Origin of the sequence: Mesobacterium pallidum (assembly GCF_019966535.1) — a bacterium.
Classification (GTDB): Bacteria; Pseudomonadota; Alphaproteobacteria; order Rhodobacterales; family Rhodobacteraceae; genus Mesobacterium; species Mesobacterium pallidum.
On the sequence record NZ_JAIMID010000004.1, the window covers coordinates 104,449 to 127,656 of the forward strand.

A 23,208-nucleotide genomic window follows, 5' to 3' on the forward strand; every position below is an offset into this window, starting at 1 on the left:
CCGATCAGGCCACCGCGCGGGGCCGATGCGAGTCGCGCCGCGCGGAGGCGCCCTGCGACAGGGTGAAGCGTTCGGCCAGGGCCACGAGGTCCTCGGCCCCGGCATGCAGGCGTTCATTGGCTACGGTCGTCTGCTCGACCATGGCGCCGTTGTCGTTGGCGACGTCTTCCAGCATGTCGATCGCGCTGGTCAGCTCGGTCACCTGGCGCGATTGCGAGGTGTTGGTGCCGGCGACCCCTTCCATCGAGCGGGTGATCTTGCCGATCGACTCGCGGATCTGGTCCAGCACCTCGCCCGTGCGATTGACGAGGTCGGCGCCCTTCTTGACCCCGTCCACGCTGCCGGCGATCAGCGCGTGGATCTCGCGCGCGGCATCGGATGAACGCTGCGCAAGCCCGCGCACCTCGCTCGCGACGACGGCAAAGCCCTTGCCCGCATCGCCGGCGCGCGCGGCCTCGACCCCGGCGTTCAGGGCCAGCAGGTTGGTCTGGAAGGCGATGTCGTCGATCACCGAGACGATGTCGCGGATCTCGTTCGACGACCCCTCGATCCCCTTCATGGCGTCGCGGGTCTGCTGCATCACGTCCCCCGCATTGGCGGCCGAGACGCTGGTGGTCTGAGACAGCGTCTGCGCGTTCGACGCATCGCTGGCGGTCGATTCGATGCTTTGCGCCAGGGCGGCAAGCGATGTCGTGAACTCGGCCAGGGTCGCGTTCTGACCCTGGGTCCGGTCGGCCAGCTCGGCGGCCGCGCGGCTCAGCTCGCCCGATTGCGCGCTGATCTCGTGCGCGCGCTCCGTGACCTGGCGCAGCGCATCCTCGAGCCGGTCGCTGGCCCGGTTGAAATAGAATCCGAGGTCCGCGTAATCCTCGGGCAGGTGATGAATGCGCTGGCTCAGGTCGCCCTCGGCCAGCCGCTCGAGGTTGTCGCGGAAGGTGTCCAGCACGCGCGCGACCTCGGCCCCGTGGCGGGTGTGGAGTTCGGACGCCTGCGCCTCGGCCTGCTGGGCCCGGCGGGTCTGGGCGTCAGCCTCGGCGACGAAATCGAACCGTTCCTTGATGGATTGCGCGAGGATCCAGGTTTCCGCCACGACGATCAGGGCATGAAAGCCGGTGCGACCGAGATTGAACACCAGGTCCGACGACGGGTAGACCAGCACCGGAAAGACGAAGGTCAGCGCGGCATGGTGAAGGATGATCGTCGCGGCCGATCCCACCAATGCCTTGAACCCGTTCATGGTCGAGATCACGGCCAGCGCCGCGAAATAGACCATGTGAATGTCAAGCTGCATGGAATGCCCGGCAAAGACCGCGTTCAGCACGATCACCTGGCCGGTCAACGCCTGGGCGGCCAGGATGCGCCCGGACTTGCTTTCGGCACGTATGTGGGCATGGACGCCAAGCGCGGCCAGCAGCCCGCTCAGCATGGCGGCAATTAGGATCGATGTGCCGGCGTACCACGCGGCGACGGGCATCACGAGGATCGACAGGACCGCGATCCGCGCCACGAGGCGGGTGGCGCGGACACGGTTGATTTCGAATTCGTCCTTGTTGGTCTTGGGCTCGGGAAGATCTGACATTTGGGTCCGCTTCACTCGTTGCAGGCAGGGCCGGGGGCGCGGTATCGACAGGGGCCCGCCACGCGGGTCACCGCCGGCAGCAGGGCCGGGAAATGGTTGACGAGGGCGTCCAGCATCGGGCGACTCCGGCTCATGCATCCCGCGGTGGGGTTTGCCGCAGTATCGGGCCCAATTCCTGTGATTTCGCTAACGCGCGCCGGTCAGTCCGGATCGGCCGTCCGTTTGTCGGCCGCGATCTTCTGCAGCCGACGCCGCATCTTCATCAGCCGGTGAAACAGCCCTTCGTCCGCGCGGTTGAGATCGTTCAGCAGGCGACAGGCAAGCGGGCGCAGCACCGGGTCCTCCTCGGCCTCGACCCAGAGCGTGCCCAGAAGATTGCGGTCAAGATCGCCCTTGCGCATGGAATAGCCCTTGAGCCCGTAGGGCAGCGGCCCGTCATGCTGGCCCAGCACCTTGAAGACCGCGCCGGGGCCAAAGCGGGAATAGAGCCGCTCGGCCTCGTAAAGCTTGATGACCTGGAAAAAGGTCGTGAGCCGCGCGGCGGCGCGGCGCTGAACCTCGTTCGTTCCGAAATCGACGAAGGTCTGGATCGCCGACAGCCGCCAGCGCATGTCGAGCGCATCCAGCATCTCGTAGGGGGTCTCGGTCCAGATCGCGCGGAAAAGCCGCCCGGCGACCTCGGGCGTGTCCTGGCGGCGCGCGGCGGCGATGGTCAGGGCATGGACGGTCAGCGCCATGGGCCGGCCCTGGAATTCATGCGCCAGCTCGGCCAGCTTTTCGCGGGCGGTGTCACAGCGCGGCGGTTTCACCCGCGGCGCGGGGGTGGTCATCTTCCACAGCTCCGCAACTCCGCGCGCCGCGTAGGCGTCGAGCAGTTCGGCCATGCCGTCATAGGGCCGCCTTTTTTCGGGGCCGGGCAGCAGCCCGCCAAAGCCGCCCTTGTAGGTCAACTCGGACCCCAGGTCCGGCTCATCACTCATCGCTCAATCCCTCGGGATCAGGCCCAGGCCACGCAGGTAGATCCCGATCCCGGTCTCAAGAAGATCCTCGGGCGGGAACGGGCTTTGCGTGCCGGGCGAATTGCGGGCGAACAGTTCGACCACGCCGTGGGACATGGCCCAGACATGCGCCGAGAACATGGAGGGCGGCGGGCGTTTTTCCGGCGGGATGTGCTGGCTGAGATCGCGCGCCGCCTGTTCCTGCACATCGCGGGCGCGGCGCGCGACCTTTGCCAGCTCGGGCGTGCGGTTGACCGAGATGCCGCTTTCGAACATCGCGATGTAATGGCCAGGATACTTGCGCGCAAAGGCGAGATAGGCGCGCCCCGTCGCCTCGAACGCCGCCAGCGCCGAGGGCTGGCCCTTGTCATAGGCGTATTGCATCACGTCGGCAAAGATCTCGTAGCCCTGGCGCGCGGCCTCGGCGATCAGGTCCTCGCGGCCCTCGAAATGGCGGTAGACGGCGGCGGGGGTGACGCCGGCCTGCTTGGCGGCCTCCGACAGGGTAAAGCCGGTCGGGCCCTTCGCCTCGATCAGTTGCAGCGCCGCCTCGACCAGGGCCTGGCGCAAATTGCCGTGGTGGTAGCCACGTTTAGGCATGCCAGATCTCCGGCCCGCCGCAGACGTTCGGGTCGATCTCTCCGATGTTCGCGCCGTCGCGGCCGGGGTAATCCAGCCCCGCCAGCACCGCGCGAATGGCGTTCAGCCGGGCGCGCCGCTTGTCGTCCGAGCGGATCACGGTCCAGGGCGCATGGGGTGTATGCGCCAGGGTCAGCGTCTCGGCGATGGCCTCGGTATAGGGCTCCCAACGCTTCAGCCCTTCGACGTCGATCCAGCTCAGCTTCCACTGCTTCAGCGGATCGCTTTCACGCGACAGGAAGCGGCGCAACTGCTCGGCCCGCCCGACGTTGAGCCAGAGCTTGACGAGGTGGATGCCCTCGTCGACTATCATCCGTTCGAACTCCGGGACCTGGCGGAAGAAATGCGCCCGCTGGTGGTCGGTGCAGAAGCCAAAGACCTTTTCGACCACGCCGCGATTGTACCAGGAGCGGTCGAAAAGTGCCATCTCGCCCCCCGCCGGCAGGTGATCGATGTAGCGCTGGAAATACCATTGCGTCGCCTCGGTCTTGGTCGGTTTCGACAGGGCGACGGTGCGGGCGACGCGGGGGTTAAGGTTCTCGCGAAAGCGCTTGATCGTGCCGCCCTTGCCGGCCGCGTCGCGCCCCTCGAAGACCACGGCGATGCGCTGGCCGCTCTCCTTGACCCAGTGCTGGACCTTGACCAGTTCGCGCTGCAATGCGTCCATCTGGTCTTCGTAGTCGTCCTTTCCCATCCAGGCGTCATAGGGATAGCCGGGATCGAGGATATCCTTCTTGCTGCCCTCTTCGATGGCCGTGCGGATCTCCTCCGGGGCCTCGGTCTCGAAATAGGCGCTGATCGCACCGTCAAAGGGCAGGTTCATGGGCCGGCTCCGCTTCTGCTCGTTGGCTCGGACTATGGAATGTAAAGGCGATTAACGCAAATCCAAGAGCGTCGCAGCCGACGTTGCGCACACGGCGCCAGGGGCAGGAGTATTTGTAGAATAATGAAAGGGGGCGGTGTGCAGGAGGGAAAGCCACCGCCCCGATCCCCTTCATCTTGCCAGCTAAACTCCGGGGGTGTGGGGGCTGGCCCCCACCACCAGCGGGGTCCGGGGGCGCAGCCCCCGGCGGGTCGGATCGCGTCAGCGATCCGAAACCCCGAGCCCCGCCCGCGCGGCGGTCCGGAGGCAAGCGGCCACCACCGCCTCGACCGCGACATGCTGCGGCATGTGGCCGATGCCGGGCAGGATTTCGAGCCGGGCAGAAGGCACCTCCGCCACCAGCCGACGGGCATGGATCTCGGGGCTGACGGTGGTGTCGGCATCGCCGTGGACGATCTCGATCGGCAGGGTGAGGTCTGAATAGCGCGGCGACAGCGTCTCGATCTCGCCCAGCAGGTTGGCCCGTTGCAGCGCGTTGGCGCGCAGGGACTCGCGCCGCAGGGTCAGGCCGGGGCCGAAATGGGCGGCATAGCCCTCGGGCACCGCCTGCGGGGCAAAGACCTCGGACAGGTTCGCCTCGACCACCCGGTCGGGGACCCAGGCGGTGAGCAGCGGGATCACCAGCGGACCGATCCAGGGATGCGAGAGCGCCTTGTAATAGGTCGAAAGCCCCGTGTCCCAGGGGTGCGAGGCGCCGGAGATGGACACCATCCCGGCGATGTGATCGGGCTGCGTCACCGCCCAGGCCAGCGCCACCGCGCCACCGTAGCTTTGGCCGACCACCAGCGGCCGCTCGGCCCCAAGCTGTCGCGCGGCGCCCGAAAGCAGCGCCGCCTGATCCGTGATCGTCGCGCCCGTACGATTGATGCGGTGGGTATAGCCCAGCCCGGGGCGGTCCAGCACAATGACCCGGAAATGCTCCGCCAGCGCGGGGGCCAGGCGGAAGGTCATGTCGCGGGTGTTGCCCGAGGCACCGTGGATCAGCACGAGGTCGGGCCCCGCGCCCATCACCACCGCGTGGACCTGGTGGCCGCCGACATCGAGCAACTGCCCTTCGGCAGGCCAGCGCGCTTCGGCCGCCCGTTCATGGTGACGCGCTTTCCAAAGCGTCGCGATCGCCCCGGCCAGGACCAGGGCGACCAAGGCTATCAGGATCTTAGCGGCCAATGTCATTCAGGTCGAACGGCGTCGACTGGTAGATCTCGTTGATCCAGTTGCCGTAGAGCAGGTGGGCATGGCTGCGCCACCGGTTCTGCGGCTTCTTCGACGGATCGTCGCCGGGGTAGTAATTGGCCGGCACGTTGATCGGTTTCCCCTCGGCCACGTCGCGGTCGTATTCCTCCTTGAGGGTCCCGCTGTCGTATTCGAGGTGATTGAAGATATAGAGCGCGCGGTGGCACGGATCTTCGACCAGGCAGGGGCCGGTCTCGGGGCTGTCGATCAGGATCGGCAGGCCGGCTGCCTCGACCTCGTCCCGGTGGATCTCGGTCCAGCGGCTGACGGGGATGACCATGTCATCGGAAAAGCCGCGCAGGTAGGGCGAGGCGGGCGCGAGGTTGACGTGGCGCACCGCGCCGAAGGCCTTGGCATCCAGCATGTGCTTGGGGACGTCGTGGAAATGGTGGATCATCGCCATCCCGCCCCAGCAGACGCCGAAGGTGCTTTGCACATGGCTTTGCGTCCAGTCGAAGACCTGGGTGAGCTCGTCCCAATAGGTCACCTCCTCGAAGGGCAGGTGTTCGATCGGGGCGCCGGTGATGATCAACCCGTCGAACTTCTCGCCGCTGTCGGCCACCTCTGCGAAGGGGCGGTAGAACGCCTCCATATGCTCGGCCGCGGTGTTCTTGGTCTGGTGCTCGCTCATGCGGATCAGGCTCAGCTCGATCTGCAAGGGGGTCGCCCCCAGCAGCCGCGCGAACTGGTTCTCGGTCTGCACCTTCTTGGGCATCAGGTTCAGCAGGCCGAACCGCAGCGGGCGGATGTCCTGCCGCATCGCGCGCTCTTCCGACATGACCATGACGCCCTCGCGGGTGAGGACGTCGTAGGCGGGCAGGTCTTCGGGCAGCTTGATGGGCATTGGTGTGATCCCGGGTTGATGGGGAGGGGCTTAGATAGACCGGTCCTTAGCGGGTCTCAAGAGCATGGGCCACGAGGTCGATAAAACCCGCCTCATCGCGCACCCCGGCCATGTCGCCGGCGTCGATGGTCAGGCCCCAGCGGTCGGCCATCGCCTGGTAGCGCGGCTGGCGGTGCGCCAGCGCCTGGGCATAGGTCCAGCGGATGAAGGCGTCGGGGTCCACCTTGTCCGCCGCGATCCCCTTGGTCGCGAGGTATTCGTCCCACACCCGGGCCAGGAACGCGGGCTGGTAGGCCATGGGCTTGGGGGCGCGGTCGAAGCGGCGGATCAGCTCTTCGGTATGGGCCTCGGTTCCCTTGATCCAGATCATCAGGCACGCCTCCGAGAGCGCCTGCATCACCCGGTCCTCCGGATCATCGGGATCGACCCATTCGCAGATCGACCCGCCGGTGTCGCAGATGAAATGCGGGTAGCCGTAGAGCCGCTCGGCCCGGTCGATGAAATAACCGGTGTCGAGCAGGGCCTTGATCTCGGCCTCGCGGAACTGGTCCTGGCGGCGGGTATATTCCTCCCACGGCAGGCCGCCCTTGGCCGTGTCGCCGGGCTTGCCGAGGTAGGAGGACACGGGCGTCAGGTTGTGGAAGGTGATGTTGGAGCCGATGTAGATCGAATCCGACATCAGCAGATCGCGCAGGAAGGGCACCTGCATCGCATGCGCCTTGGCATTGTCGGCGATGTATTCGCCCATGTAGCGCGTGCCGATGCGGTAATCGATCGAGTAATGGAACCAGTCGCCGCCATCGCGCAGCGCCTGGCTGACATGGGTCTTGCCGAGGCCCGACATGGCGAACAGCAGGACACGTTTGCGCGGCGCGGCGCGCCAGTCTTCGGCGGTTTCGTAAATCATGGCCACTCCTGCCTCTTGCCTTCGCGTTTATTGCGGGGGCGCGGGGCGGTCAACTCAGCCGTAGAGGCTGAGCAGTTCCTGAAGGTCATCCAGCGTGTTGGCCTGGGCGGCGTACTTGTCATGCCGCCAGCGGGCCATGCGGGGAAAGCGCAGGGCGATGCCGGACTTGTGGCGGGGGGAGGCCTGGATGCCTTCGAAGGCGATCTCGAAAACATGGACGGCCTTGACCTGCCGGACCGGGCCGAACCGTTGTTGCGTGTTCTTGCGCACCCAGGCGGTGATCTGGCCGAATTCCTCGTCCGTCAGGCCGGAATAGGCCTTGGTGAAGGGGACAAGTTCGTTGCCCTTCCAGACGGCAAAGGTGAAGTCGGTGAAGAGGTTGGCGCGGCGGCCATGGCCCTGCTGGGCGTAGATCATCACTCCGTCGATGGTCAGCGGGTCCAGCTTCCATTTCCACCAATCGCCGCGCTTGCGCCCGGCGTGGTAGGTGCTGGCGCGGGCCTTGAGCATCAGCCCCTCGGCCCGGTTCTCGCGCGCCGACTTGCGCTGGCTGGCGAGGGCGTCCCAGCTGTCGAAAGCCAGCTCGGGCGACAGGCGCAGCGGCGAGTGATCCGGTTGGTTTTCGAGGAGATGGGCGAGGCGTGAACGCCGTTCGTCGAACGGCCGGTCGCGCAGGTCCTGGCCGTTTTCTTCCAAGAGGTCATAGGCATAGAGGATCGCGGGGGCGTCCTTGAGCAGCTTCTTGGGGACGGTCTTGCGTCCGATGCGCGGTTGCAGGTTGGCGAAGCTTTGCGGCGTCTCGGTGGCATGGTCCCAGGCCAGGATCTCTCCGTCGATCACCACGCCGTCGGGCAGCACGTCCTTGGCGCGGGCGAACTCGGGGAAGCGGTCGGTCATCAGCTCTTCGCCCCGAGACCACAGGAAGTGTTCGCCGCCGCGCAGAATCAGCTGGCCGCGGATGCCATCCCACTTCCACTCCGCATGCCAATCCGTTGGTGGACCGAGGTTTTCCGGCCCGTCCTCGACAGGGTGGGCCAGGCAGAACGGGTAGGGGCGCGACAGGGGCGCCTCGGCATCCTCGGCCTCGATCAACGCGTGCCACGAGGTGGTTTGCGGGGTCCAGTCGCCCATCAGGCGGTGGGCCAGCTCGGACTCGTCCCGGTCGGTGGCTTGCGCCAATGCGCGGGTCATCAGCTTCTGGCTGACCCCGATGCGAAACCCGCCGGTGATCAGCTTGTTGAAGAGGAACCGCTGCCGCGTCTCGAGCCGGTCCCAGGCCGAGAGGATGCGCGGTTTGCGCTCTTCCTGCGGCACCTGGGAAAGCGTCAGCAACTCACTGATCCAGAACGACAAAGAGCGTTCCTCGGGTGTCTCCGTCTCGGGCAGGACCAGCGCAATGGTCTCAGCTAGGTCGCCGACGATGGGATAGCTTTCCTCGAACAGCCACAGCGGGATGCCGGCCCGCTCCGCCGCCCATTCGCGCAGCAGGGTGGTCGTCACGGCCCGCTTGGGGCGACGGCCCGAAAACAGCGCGGCGGTCCAGAGCTTGTCGTCATCGGGCGCGCTGCGGAAATATTCCGCCAGCGCGGCAGTCTTCACGCTGGTCTTGGTGGTCTCGTCGAGCGCGGTGAAGAGCGTGGCAAAGGCCTTCATGCCTCTTCCTCCAGGTCCTCGCCGGTAAATTCGGTGGGCACAACCTCCGCATCCCAGCCTTCACTGCGCAGGTATCGCGCGAAGATCTCGGTGTAACCATGCGTGACGAATATCTTTTCGGCCTCCGTCGCGCGGATGGCCTGCAACAGGCCCGGCCAGTCGGCATGGTCCGACAGCACAAAGCCCCGGTCAGCGGCCCGGCGCCGCCGGATGCCGCGCAGCTGCATCCAGCCCGAGGCGAAGCCGGTCGAGACGGGCCGGAACCGCCGCGCCCAGGTCGACCCCAGCGCCGAAGGCGGCGCGATCACCAACGCGCCGGGGTGGTCCTTGCCCTTGGTCTCGGGCGTCACGGGGATCGTGTCCGGCAGGGACAGCCCCTGCGCGCGCAGCACGGCATTGGTGTTCTCGACCGCGCCATGGGTCAGGATCGGGCCGATGGACGAGTCGATGGCGGCGAGCAGGCGCTGCGCCTTGCCCAGCGAATAGGCGCCCAGCATCGCGGTCTGGCCGGCGGCGGCGCAGCGGGCCCACCAGGCGTTGATCTCGGCGGCGATCTCGGACTGAGGGCGCCAGCGGAAGACCGGCAGGCCGAAGGTGCATTCGGTGATGAAGGCGTGGCATTTGACCGGCTCGAACGGCTCGCAGAACCCGTCCGGTTCGACCTTGTAGTCGCCCGAGACGACCCAGACCTCTCCGCCCACCTCGACGCGGATCTGGGCCGAGCCCGGCACATGCCCTGCCGGGTGGAACGACACATTCGCCCCGCCGATCCGGCGCGTTTCGCCATAGGCGATCCAGTCCAGCGCGATGTCGCCCAGCCGATGCCGCATCACCGGCCCGGCCGCATGGGTGGCGAGGTAAGCGCCGTGCCCGGGCCGCGCGTGGTCGGCATGGCCATGGGTGATCAGCGCCCGCGGCACGGGGCGCCAGGGGTCGATGTGGAAATCGCCGGCGGGGCAATAGATGCCCTCGGGGGTGAAGGTCAGGACGGCCATGCGCGCAATCTAGCACGGCCGCGCGGGGCGGCCAGCGCCTCAGGCGCAGGCGCGGTCCTCATCGGCCAAAGGGAGAGCGGAGCCATCCATAAGCCCCTGCACCGTGTCCGCGATGTCCTCGCGCACGGCGCGGCGATCCATGAGGACCTCGTGTTCGGCCTCTTCCACGATGCGCAACTGGCTGCCGGGCCAACGCGCCATGCGGTCGCGGATCCGCGACACGTCCACGATGCGTTCGTTGTCGCCGACAAAGGTAACGCAGGGCAGGTCGGGCGAAGGCAGGTGTGACAGGCGGCGCATTTCCACCAGCGCGGCGTTCAGCCAGCGCAGCGACGGCCCGCCCAGCTGGAAATCGGGATACTCCAGCACCTGGCGCTTCATGTAATCCCACATCTCGCGGTCGCGGGTGAGCGTGTTGTCGGCGAAATCCGCCTCGGCCACGTAGCTGGCCGAACTGGTCGAAGGGGCATAGACATGCGACAACCCAACTAGGTTGCTGCCCCAGCTGAGCGCCCAGGCCGCGGGACGCAGTTGCGGCGCCATGCGGATGCCCCACATCGGGCCGGTGAAGACCACCGCCTTGACGTTGAGCCCGTCGATCAGCGACCGCAGCCCGATGCAGCCGCCCATGGAATGGGCCAGCAGCACGTAGGGGCCGGACACGTCCAACGCGGGCAGGGCGGCCGTCACCGCCGCCACGTCGCGCTGGTAATCGGCGAAGATGCCGACATGGCCGGTCATGGCGTCGGGCAGCAGGCGCTGCGCCATGCCCTGCCCACGCCAGTCGACCGTCACCACGTTCATCCCCCGCGCCACGAGATCGCGCGCGTTGCGGGCGTATTTCTCGATGAACTCCGTGCGACCCGGGAACAGCAGCACCGTTCCCGAGGCATTCGCCGCACGCCAGATCCCGACCCGGATGCGGACATCGTCATCGGCCATCAGCCAATGCGACTCGGTCGCGTCGGGCCCGTCTGCAATGTCGGCACGGTAAGGGGCGGGGGTGATCTGCATCAGCTCAGCAAGCCTCCGAGTTGCATGGCCTTGCCCATGTCGCCGTCCACGGACAGCTTGCCGGACATGAAGGCGGCGGTGGGGTTGGTGTCGCCCGCCAGCATCGACTGGAAGGTGTCGGCATCGGCGGTGAGGGTCACGTCGGTCTCTTCGTCGCCCGCGCGCACGCCCGCGCCGTCGATGATGACCGAGCCTTCGCCCTCGATGACGAACTTGGCCGAGCCGTCAAAGTCGCCGGCGTCGATTTTCTGGGAAAGGGCGGCAACCGCGCCGTTCACGATGTCGTTCATTCTGTGTCCTGTCTCCGGATCTGGCCCGCGCCGGCATTGCATCCGGGCGCAGGCACGCTACACTCATCCCCATCATGGGCGCATCGCGGATACCTTTCAAACATACCGTCGCGACATTCCTCGCGGTAGTCATGTATTCCTTACCTCTCGCCGGACCGTCGCTGGCGCAGGAGACGGACCTGCCGCCGATCCCCATGCCGCGCCCGGGGATCGAACTGGACGCGCCCAGTGCCATGGCCCCCACCGATGCCGACCGCTCCGAGGAAGACGAGCTGCTGATGCGCCTGCGCGAGGCCGAGACGCCCGAACAGGGCGCGCGCATCACCAATCAGATCATGACGCTTTGGTCCAAGTCGGGCTCGGCCACGATGGACCTGTTGCTGCGCCGGGGCCGCAACGCCGCCGAGCGGCAGAACTGGGAGGCGGCGATCGACCATTTCTCGGCGCTGGTCGACCATGCGCCGGATTTCGCCGAAGGCTACATGGGCCGCGCCCTGGCCTTCTACAACACCGAACGCTGGGGGCCGGCGATTGCCGATCTCGAGCAGGTGCTGGCCCTCAACCCCCACCATTTCGGCGCCATGCGCGGCCTTGCGACCGTGATGGAGCAGTTGGGCATGGAAGAAGAGGCCCACGCCGCCTATGGCATGGCGCTTGATCTGAACCCCACCGACGCAGATGCGCGCGAGGCCCGGGACCGGCTTGAGCTTGGCCTGCGCGGCACCTCGCTGTAAGCCCGGGCCCGAAGCAAGGCCCAACCGGGGGGAATCATGGCAGACAGGACGCGCGTTGTCGCGGTGCTTGGCCCCACCAACACCGGCAAGACCACCTATGCGATCGAACGGATGCTGGGCCACCGCACCGGCGTCATCGGCCTGCCGCTGCGGCTGTTGGCGCGCGAGGTCTATGACCGCATCGTCGCGCTGCGCGGTCCCTCGGTCGTGGCGCTGGTCACGGGCGAGGAACGCATCGTGCCGCCGCGCACCCAGTACTGGGTCTGCACGGTCGAGGCGATGCCCGAAGGCATGGGCTGCGATTTCCTTGCCGTGGACGAGATCCAGCTTTGTGCCGATCCTGAACGGGGCCATGTCTTTACCGACCGCCTGCTGCGCTCGCGCGGACTGCACGAGACGCTGTTTCTTGGCTCGGACACGATGCGCGGGCCGATTGCGCAGCTTGTGCCGGGGGTCGAGTACATCCGCCGCGAGCGGATGAGCCAGCTGGTCTATTCGGGGTCGAAAAAGATCAGCCGGATGCCGGCGCGCTCGGCCATCGTCGGCTTTTCGGTGGAAAACGTCTATGCCATCGCAGAACTGATCCGCCGGCAAAAGGGCGGCGCGGCCGTGGTCATGGGCGCGCTCAGCCCCCGCACCCGCAATGCGCAGGTGGCGATGTACCAGAATGGCGAGGTCGATTACCTTGTCGCGACGGATGCGATCGGCATGGGGCTGAACCTCGACATCGACCACGTGGCCTTTTCTTCGCTCACCAAGTTCGACGGTCGGCGGATGCGGATGCTGGCCCCGAACGAGCTGGCGCAGATCGCGGGCCGGGCCGGGCGCGGCATGTCCGACGGCACCTTCGGCACGACCGGAGAGGCGCCCCCCTTGGACGAGGACACCGCCCGCGCGATCATGGACCACCAGTTCACCCCGCTGAAAAAGCTGAACTGGCGCAATGCCGACCTGCGCTTTGGCACCGTGGACGCGCTGATCGACTCGCTCGAACGCTCCCCGGCCGACGAAAGGCTGGTCAAATCGCGCGAGGCCGACGACCTGATGGCGCTGAAATCCCTCGCCGGCGAGGCCGAGGTGATGGCCCGCGCCAGCGACGGCCCCTCGGTGCGCCTTTTGTGGGATGTCTGCCGCGTGCCGGATTTTCGCGGCATCAGCCATGCCGAACATGCCGCGCTTTTGATGGTGCTGTTCAACCACTTGCACGAACGTGGGCGGGTTCCGTTCGATTTCATGGCCCGTCAGGTAAACCGGCTGGACCGCAGCGACGGGAACATAGATACGCTCTCCAAGCGTTTGGCATATATCCGCACATGGACCTACGTCGCGCAGCGCGCGAATTGGACCGAGGACGAAAGCCATTGGCGTGAGGCGACGCGCGCTGTAGAAGACCGCCTGTCGGATGCGCTCCATGGGGCGCTCACGCAGCGGTTCGTTGATCGGCGGACATCGGTGCTGCTGAAACGGTTGAAGCAGAAGGAGGCCCTTTTGGCCGAAGTGAACGACAAGGGTGAAGTGACGGTCGAGGGCGAATTCGTCGGCCGTCTCGAGGGGTTCCGGTTCCGCCGGGACGACAAGGCGCAGGGCGCGGAAGCCAAGGCGATCAAGACCGCCTCGGCGCAGGCGCTGGCGCCGCATTTCCATCTGCGGGCCGACCGGTTCTACAATGCCCCCGATACCGAGATCGACTATACCGAGCAGGGCGGCCTCATGTGGGGCTCGGATGCTGTCGGCAAGCTGGTCAAGGGCGATGATCCGCTGAAACCCCGCGTGCAGGCCTTCGTCGACGAAGAGGCGGGCCCGGACGTGGCCCAGAAGGTCGAGCGCCGGCTGCAGCATTTCATCGACCGCAAGGTGGCGACCCTGTTCGAGCCGCTGTTGAACCTGCAACGGGACGAGGCTCTCAGCGGGCTGGCGCGTGGCTTTGCCTTCCAGATGGTCGAGGGCTTCGGCGTGCTGCCGCGCCAGGCTGTCGCCGATGACGTCAAGGCGCTGGACCAGGATGCGCGCGGCGCGCTGCGCAAGCATGGCATCCGGTTCGGCCAGTTCACCATCTTCCTGCCGTTGCTGCTCAAGCCCGCGCCGACGCGCCTGCGGCTGGTGCTGTGGTCGCTGGCGAAAGACCTGGGCGAATTCCCCGAATCCCCGCCGCCGGGCCTTGTCACCGTGCCCGTGGACGGTGCCGCGCCCGAGGGCTACGACACCATGTCGGGTTACCGCAACGCCGGCACCCGGGCGATCCGCATCGACATGCTGGAACGTCTGGCCGACATGCTGCGCGTGCAGGATACCCGGGGCGGGTTCGAGGCGAACCCCGACATGCTGTCGATCACCGGCATGACGCTGGACCAGTTCGCCGACCTGATGCAGGGCCTTGGCTACAAGGCCGAGAAGGGCGAGCGCGAGAAGGTCAAGGCGGTCGACACGACCGTGCCCGGTGACGCGGCGCCCGTCGAGGGCGAGACGCCCGAGGCGGACACGCCGGTCATGGATGTGGCCGCAGAGGCCGCGCCCGGTGCCGTCATCGACGCGCCCGAGACGCCGGCTGCCGATGACGTGCCCGCTGGAGTGGACACCATTTCCGATGAGGGCGTCGCCCCCGTCGACGCCACGCCCGAACCGGCCGAGCCTGCCGAGGCCGTGGCCGAGGTGCCCGCGGACGAGGTTGTGCCCGGTACGGCGGCCGATGCGGCCATCGCCGGCCCCGAGATCGAGACCTTCTACACCTTCACCTGGGCCGGCAACCGCCGCGGCGGCAACCGTCCGCAGCGTGGCGCCCGCGCAGCCGAGGGCGAGGGCGGTCGGGGCCGCCGCGACGGCGGTGACCGCGCGCGCGGTGAAGGTGGCGACAAGCCCCGGTCGGGTGGCGGAAAGCCGCGCGGCAAGGGCGGCCCGAAAGGCGGTCCGCGCGGTGACAAGGGCAAGCCCCGCCGCGAGGAGGGCCCGCGCAGCTTCTCGGCCAAGCCGGATCGCAAGAAGGACAAGATCGACCCCGACAACCCCTTCGCCGCCGCGCTGATGGGGCTGAAGAACAAGGAGTGACCTTGGACGCGGCCCCGCAGCAGCGCCAGCGCGTGGACAAATGGCTCTGGCAGGCCCGCTTCTTCAAGACGCGGAGCCTGTCGGCCAAGGTCGTCTCGGGCGGGCATTGCCGGGTGAACGCGGAAAAGGTGCTCAAGCCCGCGGCCCCGGTGGGGCCGGGGGACGTGCTGACCTTTACCCAAGGCAACCGCGTGCGCGTGGTGCGGATCGAGGGCATCGGCACCCGCCGCGGCCCCGCGGTCGAGGCGCAGGCGCTCTACACCGACCTCACGCCGCCAGACGAGCCGCGCCCGGTGCGCGTCGGTCCGCGCCCGACCAAGAAGGACCGGCGCGAGATCGACCAGCTGAAAGGCGAGGGCGATCCGGGCGAGTCGCCCCGGTGATCGCGCCGCGCGCGAGCGGCGCGCAAGAGGGGATCGCCAAAGATGACCCTGTGCCGTATGTTTGTTCCATGGGCAGGTCGCGCTGCCGGAACTTTCGCCCAAGGGCGGGCCCGGATGCGTCACGCCGTCCTTTCGGCGCCCGGATGGCTTGATCCCCCCTTGGGTCTGGATTAGCTAGGCGGACAAAGGCAAGAACGAGAACCCGATATGACCTACATCGTCAATGATGCCTGCATCGCCTGCAAGTACACCGACTGCGTCGAGGTGTGCCCCGTGGATTGCTTTTACGAGGGTGAGAACATGCTGGTGATCCACCCGGACGAATGCATCGACTGCGGCGTCTGCGAACCGGAATGCCCGGCGGACGCAATCCGCCCCGATACTGACGGCGATGCCGAGAAATGGGTCGAGTTCAACCGCAAGTACGCCGAGCTCTGGCCAGTGATCATCACCCGCAAGGACCCGCTGCCCGAGGCCGAAGAGCGCGACGGCGAGACGGGCAAGCTCGAGAAGTACTTCTCAGAGGCGCCGGGCGAAGGCGGCTGAGCGGCAGGATACGGGCCCGGCGGGTTGCCGGGCCGTCCCTTCGGGGTCAAGCTGATTCGCCCCGGATCGGCGTGTTTTTGCGGCGTCTGGATGTCTGTTTGTCTGTAACGAATTGATTACATTGAGATAAGTCCGGTCCGTGGGCGCCGTGCGAGCCCGCTAGGAATGATGCGCGTTTTTTGATATATTTGCGCTCACATGAAACACGTCTGCCACATCCCTGATCGCTGCTTTCTCTTCTGGGAAGACGTGTAACCCAACTCTCATGACCACCGTGTTCGGGACCTCAGTCGTTTCCGTCCGGTGGTCTTGTCGCCTCTGAGGACCGGGGTCCGCGCCCCGAGGAAGGACCGAATGACCAAGACCAAGAAGACCGAGTTCCGCCCCAACGATTACGTCGTCTACCCCGCGCATGGCGTGGGCCAGATCGTCTCGATCGAGGAGCAGGAGATCGCCGGCCTGACGCTGGAGCTCTTCGTGATCTCGTTCGAGAAGGACAAGATGACGCTCCGCGTGCCGACCAACAAGGCGACGGAGATCGGCATGCGGTCGCTGAGCTCCCCTGACGTGGTGAGCCAGGCCATGAAGACCCTGAAGGGCAAGGCCAAGGTCAAGCGGGCCATGTGGTCGCGCCGCGCCCAGGAATACGAACAGAAGATCAACTCGGGCGACCTGATCGCCATCGCCGAGGTGGTGCGCGACCTGCACCGCACCGATGACCAGCGTGAGCAGAGCTATTCCGAGCGCCAGCTTTACGAGGCGGCACTCGAGCGGCTGACCCGCGAAGTCGCGGCCGTATCGGGCGGCGACGAACTGGCCGCTTCGCGCAAGGTCGACGAGGTACTGACCTCGCGCGCCGCCTGAACGCAGCCTGATCCATCGGTGGCCCTGCGGGCCGCTTGATGGTCCGAACGAAAACGGCCCCGGTGCTGGCGCACCGGGGCCGTTTTGCGTCGCCCGGGGGGCGGGGGCGCGCGCAGCGCGCCCCCGCCCCCCGGGCGACGCACGACGTGCGGCGCAAATCCTCCTGCTTCGCATGACATGTGGCGACATGTGCGCGCCCCGCTGGAGCTTGGCAAGGCGGATCGCCGGGATCTGCTCGCAGCGAAAGGATCGCGGGGCCGGGCGACGGGGCCCGCTTGCGATGGGCCAGGGAATCGGGACGCGTCGCGGCAGAGGTCGAAGAGGTCGGCCGGGCGGCCGCGGGCCGGGCCGACCAGCCCAGGGAGACACGCCTGTCAGGCCGCGTCCTGCCCGTCCTCCTCCAGCGCCTGCTGCAGGGCCATCTCGAGCTCCTTCGCCAATTCCCGCGAGCGCTGCACATAGGCCGCGTTCTCGTGCGAGGGGATGTCCGGATCGAACAGCTCGGCGAGCTCGCGCATCGTGTGGCGGTCGTGGTGGTAGAAGGTCTCTTCTGCCTTGGCCGCCTCGAACTCGCTCAGCCCGATGTTCTCGAGTACGTAGCGCCCGGCCCGCAGCGAGCTGTCGAACAGCTCGCGCACAATGTCGTTCGCCCCGGCGGCATAGAGCTTGTAGACGTGGTTGCGGTCGCGCGCCCGGGCCACGATGTGCAGGTCCGGCCGGATCTGCCGCGCATGGCGTACCAGCGTCAGCGCCGCCTGCGGATCGTCCAGCGCCACCACCAGCACCGAGGCATGTTCCAGCCCTGCCGCGTGCAGCAGGTCAGGCCGCGTCGGGTCGCCGAAATAGCCGCGATAGCCGAAGCGGCGCATCAGCTGGATCGTGCGCATGTCGTTGTCCAGCACCACCGTCTTGACCCCGACCGAGCGGACCAGCCGGTTCACGATCTGCCCGAAGCGGCCGATCCCGGCGATGATCACCGGGCCGGTCTCGTCGATCACGTCCTCCTCGTCCGGCGCCACGTCATGGCCCAGCCGCATGCTGAGCAGCTCGTAGAGGATGAAGAGCAGCGGCGTGATCAGCATCGACAGGGCGATGACCAGTAGCAGCCGCTCGGACAGCCCCGCCGGCAGCACCTGTTGCTGTACCGAGAACGAGGTCAGCACGAAGCCGAATTCACCCGCCTGCGCCAGGCTCAGCGTGAACAGCATGAGCGCCCGGCGCCGCAGCTTGAACAGCCGCCCCAGCCCATAAAGCACGGCGAGCTTGATCGCGATCAGCGCCAGCGTCAGCCCGACGATCCCGACCGGGTCGCGCAGCAGGACGTTGAAGTTGATGCCCGCGCCCACGGTGATGAAGAAGAGCCCCAGCAGCAGCCCCTTGAAGGGCTCGAGGTCACTTTCCAGCTCGTGCCGGAACTCGCTGTTGGCCAGCACCACGCCGGCCAGGAAGGACCCGAGCGCGGGCGAGAGGCCCACCAGCGTCATCAAGAGGCCGATGCCCACGACGATCAGCAGGGCGACGGCGGTATACATCTCGCGCAGGCGGGCGTGGTGGATGTAGCGAAAGACCGGCCGGGTCAGGTAGATCCCCGCCAGGACCACCGCAGCGACGGCGCCCAGCGTGACCAGTGTGACGCCCCAGCCGGGCAGGCCCTCGACCAGCGACATGGCGGCGTGGACCTCGTCGCCATGATTGGCGGCGCCGTGGCCCGCGGCCTCCTGCCCGGCGCGGGCGATGGAGCCGTCGGTGCCGAAGGCGAGCGTGCCCACGGCCAGCAGCGGCAGGCCCGCCAGCATCGGGATCACCGCGATGTCCTGGGTCAGCAGCACGGAAAAGGCCGAGCGCCCGCCGCTGGTCTGCATCAGCTTCTTTTCGTTCAGGGTCTGCAGCACGATGGCGGTCGAGCTGAGCGACAGGATCATCCCCAGCGCGACCCCGGTCTGCCAGGCATAACCCATCAGCAGCGCGCCCCCGGTGACGGCGGCGATGGTCAGCAGGATCTGCAGCCCCCCGAGGCCGATCAGCCGGTGCCGCATGTCCCAAAGCGCGCGGGGGTCCAGCTCGAGCCCGATCAGGAACAGCATCATGACCACGCCGAACTCGGCGAAATGCTGCAGGTCCTGGGTTTCGGAACCGACAAGTTGCAGCACCGGGCCGATGGCGATGCCGGCGGCGAGGTAGCCCAACACGGACCCAAGCCCCAGCCGCGCGGCAAAAGGCACGGCGATCACGGCCGCCAGCAGGTAGATCGACGCCTGGTACAGAAAGACTTCCATGGTGGTGCGAACCCTCTCGAGGGGAATTGGCCCCGGGGGCGCGGGGCGAAAGCTGCGGCGTTCAGGGGCACGGTGGCCAGGGCCCGGAGCCGGGCACCCGGCCGGCGCGCCGGTTTCGGGGTCAGGGTGGCGATGACATGCGGTCCGCGCAGGGCGCAGGACGCGGTCAGGTTACGCGATGGGGCGGCGGGGTCAAAGCCGCAAGCTTCGGATGGCGCGCAGAAATCGGGCAGGGTGCCGCCCGCTTGGGCAGCATCAGCCGCGGGGCATGCTCAGCGTGATGCTGCGCCCGTTCTTGGTGTACTGCAGCTCGGCCTCGCCGATGGCGGCAATGCGGCCGCCGTCGATCCGGTCGCCGACCTGGACCTTCTTGTAGCTGCCGTTGGGCAGGCGCACGAGGGCGCGGCGGCTCGAGGGCTTGCCGTAGACGCCGATCAGGTTCAGCCGGTTCAGGTTGATCGCGTTGCGCACCGTTGCCTGGGTCGATACCGAGGCGGCGGTCTGTGCGCTTTGCTGCACGGTGCGCGGCGCGACCTGGGCGACCTGCTGCGGCGCCGGTTCGCGCGCGGCCTGCCGCTCGGCCCGGGCGATCTGTCGCGAGAAATTCGCCGGCCGCCCCGAGGGCACGAGCGAGGCGGAGACCGCCTGGTTGGTCGCGTTGAGGATGGTTGTCGCAGCGGGTTCCGGTTCCGCTTCGACCTCCGCTTCGACCTCCGCTTCCAGCGCTGCCTCGGGAGCGCTCGGCGCGGCGGCCGTTGCGCGCGTCTCCACCTCTGCGGGGCGGGGGCGCGGGCGCGGGCCGTCGAAGACGGGCAGGGCAGCGGCGGAGTCTTCGGTCGCGACAGGCTCCTCTACGGGCGCCTCGGGCGCGGCGGCCTCGGGCTGGCCCAGCGGCGCAAGTGATCCCAGGCCGACAGGGCGCGCCGGCGGGGTCGGCCCGTCAAAGGGCACGGTGGCCTGGGCGGCGGGCTGCTCTTCGGTCGCGATGGCGTCGGGCGGCGTGGCGGTGTCCGACAACTCGGGCGCCTCGGGCGTGACCAGCGGGTCTTCCTCGGCCGCGGCTTCCGGTGCAGTCGGCTCGGGGGCCGCTTCGGGCGCGGCGGTCTCGGGCGCCGGGGCCAGGCCTTCGGGGCGCAGGCGGGGGCTGATGCCGGGATTGAAGGCCTCGGGCTGGGCCAGGGCGGCCAGCGTGACCTGCCCGGTGTCCGGATCGACGAGGCCGCCGCGCGTCGGCGGCAGCAGCGGCGGACGCCCGGCGACCAGCAGGAAGCGGTCGGGGGTCACGATGCCCTCGGGCGTCGGCACGATCATGCCACGCGCGTCGAGGTCGTAGATCACGCCCGGCGGGGGCGGCGCCTGCACCAGGATGCCCGAATCGTCGGCACTTGGGGCGGTGCCGGCGCCCGGCCGTTCGGGCAGGCGCGGCAGGCCGAGGTTCGGGTCGATCGCGGCAACCTGCAGCTGTTCCTGCAGGCTGATACGCGGCGGCATCGGAGCGTCGGGGGCGGCCGGCCAGATGCCGGTTGCGGCATAACGGGCCTGCGCGGCCTCGGGCGTGACGGCCTGGCTGGGCTGCGGCGCGGGCTGGCGCAGGGCCTGGACGTCGGGCGTCTCGGGCGCGGTATCGACGCCCGGGTCGGCCTCGGTCAGCGAGATCTGCGGGCCGGTGACCTCGGGCGTGCCAGCATCGGGCGCCTCGGGCAGGATCTCGGGCGCGGGCTGGGCCACGGTGATCGGGGCGTCCGGCGCGCGGAAGAGGGCCACGATGCGGTCGCCGTAGGTGGAGGCCAGCGCGGCCACGGCGGCCATGAAGAGCAGCAGCACCAGCGTCAGCGCCAGGCCCAGGAAGCGCGGCTTGCCGCCGATCTGCGCCTTGGCGTTGCCCCGGGCGCCAAAGACGGTCATGCGCTCGCGCTCCGCCTCCATCTGCTCGCGGCGGGCGGCCGCCTCGGGGTCGCTGTCGCGGGTGGCGGTGCCGCTGCGTCGCGCCATCAGCTTGCGCATCCGGGCGGCGGGGCTTTCCTCGGGCGCGGCCTCGGCGGCGGGCGGTGTCATCGCCGCGGCGAGCCCGGGCGGCAGGCTGTCGGCACGGGTGGCGCGCGACCGCTGCAGGATCCGCCCGAGGTTCGAGGCGACCTCGGCCTTGCGCTCTTCGTTCGGGTCCTGGGCGTCGGGCGCGTCGAATGCGGGCGCGGCGTCATTCGCCTGCGCGGTGCCGTTCACGCGGTCACGGATGATTGCCGGCGCCGGCTTGGGCGGCAGCGGCTCGTCCAAGGCGTCCTCGGGCGCGGCGCGGAAGCCAGGGATAGGAATGCCGGGCGCCGAGATGTTGCCGCGGCTGGCACCGTCGAGGCGTGGGGACGGGGCGGCTGCAGGTTCGCCCCGGGTCGCGCGGATTGAGTGGAAGCTGCCCACCGGCAGGTCGGGCGCGGGCGAGGATGCAGCCAGCCCTGCAGCGGGCGCGGGCGGAATCGTCAGCCTGGCGGCAACCTGGGGCCGGTCGGGGCCCGGCGCGGTCGGGGGGGGCGACTGCGGCTCGGGGCGGACATGGGTGAAGACCGGTTCCGGGTCCTTGGCCGCCTGAAACGCGGGTGCGTGTGCCGCGAGGGGCGGAGGGGTGGGCTCTTGGTCTTCTGGCGGGCCCTGGACATGGTCTGCAAGCGGGCCCGGCGCATCGGCGTCGCGCTCTGCCGCTTCGTCGGGTTCTTCGGGCGCGGGGATAACCGCCGCGGCCTCATCGGACGCCGGCACCTCTGCCTCGGCGGGATCGGGCGCCCCGCGATCATGGATGAAAACCGGCAGCGGATCCGGCGACGCTTCGGGCTCGCCCTCGGGGGTTGCCTCGGGCTCGGCCGTTTCGGAGGCGCGGGCCTGAACCGGCGCGGGTCCGTCCCGGGTCACCTTCTGCCAGGGCGCCAGCAGGGTCGAGCCAAGTCGCGTGGGGCCAAAGAACACTTCGGTTCCCATCCCGCCGACGCCGGGTGCTGCGGCAAAGGACACCGGGTTGAACCCGTTGGTTCGGGCGAAATCCTCGGCCTCGTCCAGCGTCTCGCGCGCGACGGCGGCAATGCGGATCACCTCGCCGTCGATGGCCCAGTCCCAGACCAGGTCGTTGACCGGGTAGGGCGTCGCACCTTCCAGCGCGGCGCGCACGATCTCGGCCGGGTCGCCGGCTTGGGGCAGCGCGATCTCCATGAAGCGGATCTGCGCCTCGGGGATCAGCAACTTGCTGAGAAGTTTCGACGTGGCCGTGTCCTCGGCCTTGCGGCGCATGCCGGCGAGGGCGGCGGTGAGGTCGGGGGAATCAATGGCCACCCGGTCGATGGCACGCCAAGCGGCGCCCTCCCGCACCAGCAGGGAGATGCCATCGAAGGACAGCGATAGCGCAAAATCCGGTTTCATGTCATGCCCTTACCATTGCGCGCGGGGGCAGGGGAGTCACAGCCTCGTGCAGCCGGACTCTCGGGCGGGAAACCGCCGAAATCCGCCTGCCGCAAGGGCACGCCTCCCCCTGGTCTTGTACTCCCCCTCCAAAGGCCCGACCTTGAGCCACAAGTCAAGGGAGAGCTTCCATGCGCAAGTCTTTGTTTTCACTGGTGCTGGCCGCGAGCTGCGCGGCGTCGGGGCTGATGGCCCAGGAGGCCGCGACCATCACCGTCTCGGCCGAGGGCGAGGTCGAGGCGGCGCCCGACATGGCCATGGTGCGGATCGGCGTCCGCGAGGCGGCCGACAGCGCCGATGCCGCGATGGATGCGGCGAGTGCCGCGATGGATGCGATGCTGGCCGCGCTGAGTGCGGCGGGGATCGAGGCGCGGGACATGCAGACCTCGGGCCTGCGGCTGAACCCGGTTTATGACAGCCGGTCCTCGGGGGTCGAGCGGCAGGTGGGATTCGAGGCGGTGAACACGCTGACCCTGCGCATCCGCGACCTCGACGGCCTCGGTGGCGTGCTTGACACGCTGGTGCGCGAGGCGGGGGCCAACACGCTGAACGGGCTCAGCTTTGGCCTGTCGGACCCGGCCCCGCTGATGGACGAGGCGCGCCGCGACGCGGTGGCCGAGGCGCGTCACCGCGCCGAGGTGCTGGCCGAGGCGGCGGGCGTCACGCTGGGCAAGCTCGTGTCGATCCAGGACGGCGGCGGCGGCATGCCCTACCCGGTGGCCGCCCCGATGATGGAGGCGCGCAGCGCAGGCGCCGTCCCGGTCGCGGCCGGCGAGGTCACGGTCAACGCCAATGTCACCATGACCTGGGAGATTGGCGCGGCCGAGTAGGTCGTGCTTGTCGTCGGCTTCCCGCACCCCTAGCGTTCCGGCAGGTATTCTGTCGGA

General features: G+C 68.4%; 19 protein-coding genes. 6 read left to right on the forward strand and 13 right to left on the reverse strand.

All coding sequences use genetic code 11. From position 1 onward, the window contains the following. Positions 1-4 precede the first annotated feature (4 nt). The 11 genes from MF270_RS07655 to MF270_RS07705 all read right to left on the reverse strand — a co-directional run bounded on the left by MF270_RS07655 (position 5) and on the right by MF270_RS07705 (position 11,035). Positions 5-1,579, reverse strand: a complete 1,575-nt coding sequence (locus MF270_RS07655; protein ID WP_238365286.1) for a methyl-accepting chemotaxis protein — start codon at positions 1,577-1,579, stop codon at positions 5-7. Positions 1,580-1,779: 200 nt separating this feature from the next. Continuing rightward, complete coding sequence (locus MF270_RS07660) at positions 1,780-2,559, reverse strand: hypothetical protein (protein ID WP_238365287.1); 780 nt, start codon at positions 2,557-2,559, stop codon at positions 1,780-1,782. Positions 2,560-2,562: 3 nt separating this feature from the next. Next, positions 2,563-3,177, reverse strand: a complete 615-nt coding sequence (locus MF270_RS07665) for a TetR/AcrR family transcriptional regulator (protein ID WP_238365288.1) — start codon at positions 3,175-3,177, stop codon at positions 2,563-2,565. Further along, positions 3,170-4,039 (reverse strand): polyphosphate kinase 2, encoded by an 870-nt coding sequence (gene ppk2 / locus MF270_RS07670; RefSeq protein WP_238365289.1) that lies wholly within the window; start codon positions 4,037-4,039, stop codon positions 3,170-3,172. Before ppk2 ends, MF270_RS07665 begins: the two co-directional genes overlap by 8 nt. A 261-nt stretch (positions 4,040-4,300) precedes the next feature. After that, positions 4,301-5,272: an alpha/beta fold hydrolase gene (locus MF270_RS07675; protein WP_238365290.1), complete on the reverse strand. Its 972-nt coding sequence runs from the start codon at positions 5,270-5,272 to the stop codon at positions 4,301-4,303. Continuing rightward, positions 5,256-6,176 carry a homoserine O-succinyltransferase gene (locus tag MF270_RS07680; protein ID WP_238365291.1) on the reverse strand — a complete coding sequence of 307 codons (921 nt, stop codon included), beginning with the start codon at positions 6,174-6,176 and terminating at the stop codon, positions 5,256-5,258. Before MF270_RS07680 ends, MF270_RS07675 begins: the two co-directional genes overlap by 17 nt. A 46-nt stretch (positions 6,177-6,222) precedes the next feature. Next, positions 6,223-7,083, reverse strand: a complete 861-nt coding sequence (locus tag MF270_RS07685; protein ID WP_238365292.1) for an ATPase — start codon at positions 7,081-7,083, stop codon at positions 6,223-6,225. 54 nt (positions 7,084-7,137) lie between these two features. Beyond that, a complete protein-coding gene (locus MF270_RS07690) occupies positions 7,138-8,736 on the reverse strand; it encodes an ATP-dependent DNA ligase (RefSeq protein ID WP_238365293.1) in 1,599 nt (532 codons plus the stop codon). Beyond that, positions 8,733-9,731 (reverse strand): ligase-associated DNA damage response exonuclease, encoded by a 999-nt coding sequence (locus MF270_RS07695; protein WP_238365294.1) that lies wholly within the window; start codon positions 9,729-9,731, stop codon positions 8,733-8,735. The genes MF270_RS07690 and MF270_RS07695 overlap by 4 nt, the downstream gene beginning before the upstream one ends. A 39-nt stretch (positions 9,732-9,770) precedes the next feature. After that, positions 9,771-10,745 (reverse strand): alpha/beta fold hydrolase, encoded by a 975-nt coding sequence (locus MF270_RS07700; protein WP_238365295.1) that lies wholly within the window; start codon positions 10,743-10,745, stop codon positions 9,771-9,773. Further along, a complete protein-coding gene (locus MF270_RS07705) occupies positions 10,745-11,035 on the reverse strand; it encodes an SCP2 sterol-binding domain-containing protein (RefSeq protein WP_238365296.1) in 291 nt (96 codons plus the stop codon). The genes MF270_RS07700 and MF270_RS07705 overlap by 1 nt, the downstream gene beginning before the upstream one ends. 131 nt (positions 11,036-11,166) lie before the next feature. Here MF270_RS07705 and MF270_RS07710 point away from each other — a divergent pair, with 131 nt between their 5' ends. The 5 genes from MF270_RS07710 to MF270_RS07730 all read left to right on the forward strand — a co-directional run bounded on the left by MF270_RS07710 (position 11,167) and on the right by MF270_RS07730 (position 16,604). Then, on the forward strand, positions 11,167-11,769 hold the full coding sequence (locus MF270_RS07710) for a tetratricopeptide repeat protein (RefSeq protein WP_238365297.1): 603 nt from the start codon (positions 11,167-11,169) through the stop codon (positions 11,767-11,769). A gap of 36 nt (positions 11,770-11,805) precedes the next feature. Then, complete coding sequence (locus MF270_RS07715) at positions 11,806-14,811, forward strand: helicase-related protein (RefSeq protein WP_238365298.1); 3,006 nt, start codon at positions 11,806-11,808, stop codon at positions 14,809-14,811. Continuing rightward, positions 14,808-15,194: an RNA-binding S4 domain-containing protein gene (locus tag MF270_RS07720; RefSeq protein ID WP_418887866.1), complete on the forward strand. Its 387-nt coding sequence runs from the start codon at positions 14,808-14,810 to the stop codon at positions 15,192-15,194. The genes MF270_RS07715 and MF270_RS07720 overlap by 4 nt, the downstream gene beginning before the upstream one ends. A gap of 207 nt (positions 15,195-15,401) precedes the next feature. Beyond that, positions 15,402-15,740, forward strand: coding sequence for a ferredoxin FdxA (fdxA, locus tag MF270_RS07725; RefSeq protein ID WP_238365299.1), 339 nt, complete (start codon positions 15,402-15,404; stop codon positions 15,738-15,740). A 354-nt stretch (positions 15,741-16,094) separates the two neighbouring features. Next, positions 16,095-16,604: a CarD family transcriptional regulator gene (locus MF270_RS07730; RefSeq protein ID WP_238365300.1), complete on the forward strand. Its 510-nt coding sequence runs from the start codon at positions 16,095-16,097 to the stop codon at positions 16,602-16,604. 374 nt (positions 16,605-16,978) lie between these two features. Here the strand turns inward: MF270_RS07730 and MF270_RS07735 are convergent, their stop codons facing one another. Then, positions 16,979-18,880 (reverse strand): cation:proton antiporter domain-containing protein, encoded by a 1,902-nt coding sequence (locus MF270_RS07735; protein ID WP_238365301.1) that lies wholly within the window; start codon positions 18,878-18,880, stop codon positions 16,979-16,981. Positions 18,881-19,135: 255 nt separating this feature from the next. Then, the gene (locus MF270_RS07740) at positions 19,136-22,282 is read right to left on the reverse strand and encodes a hypothetical protein (protein WP_238365302.1); all 3,147 of its coding nucleotides are present in this window, start codon (positions 22,280-22,282) and stop codon (positions 19,136-19,138) included. 170 nt (positions 22,283-22,452) lie between these two features. Between MF270_RS07740 and MF270_RS07745 the strand changes: the two genes are divergently transcribed. Beyond that, positions 22,453-23,151 carry an SIMPL domain-containing protein gene (locus tag MF270_RS07745; RefSeq protein WP_238365303.1) on the forward strand — a complete coding sequence of 233 codons (699 nt, stop codon included), beginning with the start codon at positions 22,453-22,455 and terminating at the stop codon, positions 23,149-23,151. Positions 23,152-23,208 lie beyond the last annotated feature (57 nt).

Excerpts from the sequence above, each read along its gene's own strand:
- MF270_RS07655 (WP_238365286.1), bottom strand. The coding sequence starts at position 1,579 with ATGTCAGATCTTCCCGAGCCCAAGACCAACAAGGACGAATTCGAAATC.
- MF270_RS07660 (WP_238365287.1), bottom strand. The coding sequence starts at position 2,559 with ATGAGTGATGAGCCGGACCTGGGGTCCGAGTTGACCTACAAGGGCGGC.
- MF270_RS07665 (WP_238365288.1), bottom strand. The coding sequence starts at position 3,177 with ATGCCTAAACGTGGCTACCACCACGGCAATTTGCGCCAGGCCCTGGTC.
- ppk2 (WP_238365289.1), bottom strand. The coding sequence starts at position 4,039 with ATGAACCTGCCCTTTGACGGTGCGATCAGCGCCTATTTCGAGACCGAG.
- MF270_RS07675 (WP_238365290.1), bottom strand. The coding sequence starts at position 5,272 with ATGACATTGGCCGCTAAGATCCTGATAGCCTTGGTCGCCCTGGTCCTG.
- MF270_RS07680 (WP_238365291.1), bottom strand. The coding sequence starts at position 6,176 with ATGCCCATCAAGCTGCCCGAAGACCTGCCCGCCTACGACGTCCTCACC.
- MF270_RS07685 (WP_238365292.1), bottom strand. The coding sequence starts at position 7,083 with ATGATTTACGAAACCGCCGAAGACTGGCGCGCCGCGCCGCGCAAACGT.
- MF270_RS07690 (WP_238365293.1), bottom strand. The coding sequence starts at position 8,736 with ATGAAGGCCTTTGCCACGCTCTTCACCGCGCTCGACGAGACCACCAAG.
- MF270_RS07695 (WP_238365294.1), bottom strand. The coding sequence starts at position 9,731 with ATGGCCGTCCTGACCTTCACCCCCGAGGGCATCTATTGCCCCGCCGGC.
- MF270_RS07700 (WP_238365295.1), bottom strand. The coding sequence starts at position 10,745 with ATGCAGATCACCCCCGCCCCTTACCGTGCCGACATTGCAGACGGGCCC.
- MF270_RS07705 (WP_238365296.1), bottom strand. The coding sequence starts at position 11,035 with ATGAACGACATCGTGAACGGCGCGGTTGCCGCCCTTTCCCAGAAAATC.
- MF270_RS07710 (WP_238365297.1), top strand. The coding sequence starts at position 11,167 with ATGTATTCCTTACCTCTCGCCGGACCGTCGCTGGCGCAGGAGACGGAC.
- MF270_RS07715 (WP_238365298.1), top strand. The coding sequence starts at position 11,806 with ATGGCAGACAGGACGCGCGTTGTCGCGGTGCTTGGCCCCACCAACACC.
- fdxA (WP_238365299.1), top strand. The coding sequence starts at position 15,402 with ATGACCTACATCGTCAATGATGCCTGCATCGCCTGCAAGTACACCGAC.
- MF270_RS07730 (WP_238365300.1), top strand. The coding sequence starts at position 16,095 with ATGACCAAGACCAAGAAGACCGAGTTCCGCCCCAACGATTACGTCGTC.
- MF270_RS07735 (WP_238365301.1), bottom strand. The coding sequence starts at position 18,880 with ATGGAAGTCTTTCTGTACCAGGCGTCGATCTACCTGCTGGCGGCCGTG.
- MF270_RS07740 (WP_238365302.1), bottom strand. The coding sequence starts at position 22,282 with ATGAAACCGGATTTTGCGCTATCGCTGTCCTTCGATGGCATCTCCCTG.
- MF270_RS07745 (WP_238365303.1), top strand. The coding sequence starts at position 22,453 with ATGCGCAAGTCTTTGTTTTCACTGGTGCTGGCCGCGAGCTGCGCGGCG.